4 protein-coding genes are annotated in these 3246 nt (G+C 56.7%); all 4 read left to right on the top strand.

What is annotated here, in order from left to right; all coding sequences use genetic code 11:
• Positions 1–123 precede the first annotated feature (123 nt).
• The gene (locus K5905_RS30480) at positions 124–1428 is read left to right on the top strand and encodes a TRAP transporter large permease (protein WP_297591473.1); all 1305 of its coding nucleotides are present in this window, start codon (positions 124–126) and stop codon (positions 1426–1428) included.
• A 16-nt stretch (positions 1429–1444) separates the two neighbouring features.
• Positions 1445–1894: a universal stress protein gene (locus K5905_RS30475; RefSeq protein ID WP_297591471.1), complete on the top strand. Its 450-nt coding sequence runs from the start codon at positions 1445–1447 to the stop codon at positions 1892–1894.
• Positions 1895–1907: 13 nt separating this feature from the next.
• Positions 1908–2453, top strand: a complete 546-nt coding sequence (locus K5905_RS30470; RefSeq protein ID WP_297591469.1) for an asparaginase domain-containing protein — start codon at positions 1908–1910, stop codon at positions 2451–2453.
• Positions 2454–2456: 3 nt separating this feature from the next.
• Positions 2457–3246: lyase family protein (locus K5905_RS30465; protein ID WP_297591467.1), on the top strand; the 790-nt coding region annotated here is incomplete at its 3' end.

Here is a 3246-nt window from a genome sequence, read left to right as displayed (position 1 = left end):
GATGATTTGGATCTACGGAACGATGTTCTTCGGTCTCGCTCTGACTGCCTTCTATTTTCTGTTGGAATTCATCGACAGCCTGCGCGCTACAATCTGGCACGTGCCGTCCGAGGAGGTCCTGCAATGAGCCCTCTTATCCTGATGGATGTCGCGCTACTTGTAACTTTGATGATCCTGGGCGTGCCTGTTGCTTTGACCTTTGTGGCGGCGGCTGCATTCCTGGTGGTTTTCGGTAACTACGGCTCAACCACCTTCCTGATCACGTCTGGCTATTCGAAAGTGTCTTCGGTCGTCCTTCTCGCGATTCCGCTTTATATCCTGGCTGGCGGTATCATGACCCAGGGCGGAATTGCGAAACGCCTGCTTGAACTGGCAGACAGCATGTTGGGCAGGTTCCGCTCAGGCCTTGGGGTGGTAACCGTCATCACCACAGCGATTTTCGGCGCCATATCGGGTATGGCTTCGTCGGCCGTTGCAGCAATCGGCTCCATCGCTATTCCCCGCATGGTCGAACAGGGTTACGACCGCGGCTATGCGACTTCCCTGGTCAGCTGCTCGGCGGTTCTGGCTCTCCTGATCCCGCCGAGCGCGACGATGATCCTCTATGGCTGGGTCACGGGAACATCCATTGCCGCCTGCTTTCTGGCACCGCTGCTGCCTGCGCTCATTCTGGTCAGCCTATTTTCCTTCTGGAACATGGTTCTGACCCGGAAAATGGACATCCGGATATCCGAAGTCCAACCGCTCAACATACAGATCAAGACCGTGTTTCAGCGCACGCGCGAGGCCGGGTTTGGCCTGGCCATGCCGCTGATCATTCTTGGCTTCATCTATGGCGGGATAACCACGCCGACCGAAGCGGCTGCCGTGGCAGTGATCTATGCATTGCCCGTGGCGTTTCTGATCTACCGGGAACTGACATTCAGATCCTTCTACGACGTCGTCTGGAAATCTGCGCAGGTCACGTCGGTTCTGATGCTTGTCATCTTCACCGCCAATATGCTGGCACGGGTTCTGACACTGGAAGAAGTTCCACAACAGATCCTGCAATCCATGCTCATGATCTCGGAAAACCCGATCATCCTTCTACTGCTGGTCAATGCCTTCCTGCTCCTGATCGGAATGTTCATGGAAGACGTTTCAGGGATCTTGCTGGCCGCACCGCTCTTGTTGCCTGTCGTGACAGAGGCCGGTGTTCATCCTGTTCATTTTGCCGCCATCATTGGCGTGAACCTGGGCATGGGGCTGATAACGCCACCGACAGCGCCGATCCTCTATTTTGGCACACTCATTGGTCAGACCACACTGGCGCGAGTGGTCAAGCCAACGTTGGTTTTTGTGTTCTTCGCCTATCTTCCTGTGGTTTTGCTGACGACGTTCCTGCCTGAATTATCGTTGTGGCTGCCGTCGCTGATCACCGGTCTCTGAGAGTGAGGAGGGCATCATGAAACTGCGTATTCTTGCACCTGTCGATGTCGAGGAACCGAGGTCCTGGAGCGAGGTGCTGCCCGAACTGCGGCAACACGCCAAAGGCAACGAAATCGAGCTGACCGTTGCAACCGTTGTGCCGGAACTCGGCACCGTGATTGCGCAAGCCGCACAGGCTGCTCCTTTTGCATCGGCCTTGCCGGCAGACTTGAAGGAAAGGGCCTTGTCGGTTGCCCGCGATCGACTGGAAAACCTCGCGGAAACGCCTGAATTCGGCCCGATCCACCGGGTTGTCCGGTCCGGAACCATCTATTCGGAGATCTTGCAGACCGCTGAGGACATCTCGGCGGACCTGATCGTGCTGATGTCACACGTACCGGATCTTGGAGACTATTTGCTTGGCCCGAATGCCGCCAAGATCGTTCGTCACGCCAGATGCTCGGTTCTGGTTGTACGCCCCAGATAATGAGACTTAAGGAATGAATGCTCCCCAACATGCCCGCGCCGGCTTTCGGCCGGGGCCGCTTTCGGTCGCTGTCGTAATGACGGGCGGGACGATAGCCAAAAGCTATAGCCCGGCAAAGGCGCAGCTGTACAACTTCGAGCCGAAGGTCAAGGACATCATCGCCGGTCTGAGGACCGACGACCTTAGCTTCACCTATATCGATCTTCTGCATCTGGATTCGCTCGACATTCAGGACACGGAGCGGGCTCAGATCGCAGCGGCGATAGCCGGGAGTTGCAAGAACCATGACGCGGTTCTGGTGACACATGGAACAGACAGCATGGTCAGGACCGGTGAGTACGTCTGCGACCGGATGAGCGGATTTTCGATTCCCGTCATCTTTACCGGCGCCATGGTGCCTTTCACCGTCAGCGGGTCGGATGCGGTGCAAAACGTCACCGAAGCACTGCTGGCGCTGCGCCTCGTGCCTGCCGGCGTCTATGTGGTGTTCCACAATCGGGTGCTCCCCTTGCCGGGCGCGCAAAAGGACATCAAAACGCTGACCTTCGAGGAGATTTGATCCATGACCCGGATCGAGACCGACAGCATTGGAACGCGTGAATTGCCGGAGCAAACGCTCTATGGCGTCAACACCTTGCGAGCCACGGAAAATTTCGACATTTCGCCGCTGAAAATCGGCAATGAGCCAGCTTTCATTCGCGCACTTGCCGCCATCAAGAAAGCCGCTGCCAAAGCAAATGGCGAGATCGGCATTATTTCTCCTATGCATCGCGATGCGATTGTCTCCGCCTGCGAAGAAATATTGTCTGGCGCCCATCATGATCAGTTCGTTGTGGACCTTCTGGAAGGGTCAGGCGGTACATCGATCAACATGAACGCGAACGAAGTGATCGCCAATCGTGCGCTGCAGGTGCTGGGGCACCGGGTCGGCCAATACGAACAGCTTAACCCCAATGACCACGTCAACACGGGTCAATCGACAAACGACGTCGTGCCGTCCGCCGTCAAACTTGCGGTTCTTGAAAAGGCGCCTGCTCTCATTGAGGCGCTGGACCATCTTGCTGAAAGTCTTCAGGGCAAATCAATTGAGTTCGCGAATGTCCTGAAGATCGGACGCACCTGCATGCAGGCGGCGCAGCCGATGACGCTGGGACAGGAATTTGGAGGATATGCCGCAGCTCTCTTCAGGGCCCGTGACAAGATCCGGGAGGTGGTAAAGGACCTGGAGGTTCTGCCGCTCGGGGGGACTGCTATCGGCACAGGGCTTGGCGCGCAGCCGGGTTACATCGAAGCTGTCTATCGCCATCTGTCCAACGATACCGGTCGTCCATTGAGACCGGCGGATAATCTGT

It is taken from the genome of Roseibium sp., assembly GCF_025698965.1.
Lineage (GTDB): Bacteria > Pseudomonadota > Alphaproteobacteria > Rhizobiales > Stappiaceae > Roseibium.
Note: the sequence above shows the minus strand (reverse complement) of the source record. Positions and strands in the feature narration are given on the sequence as shown.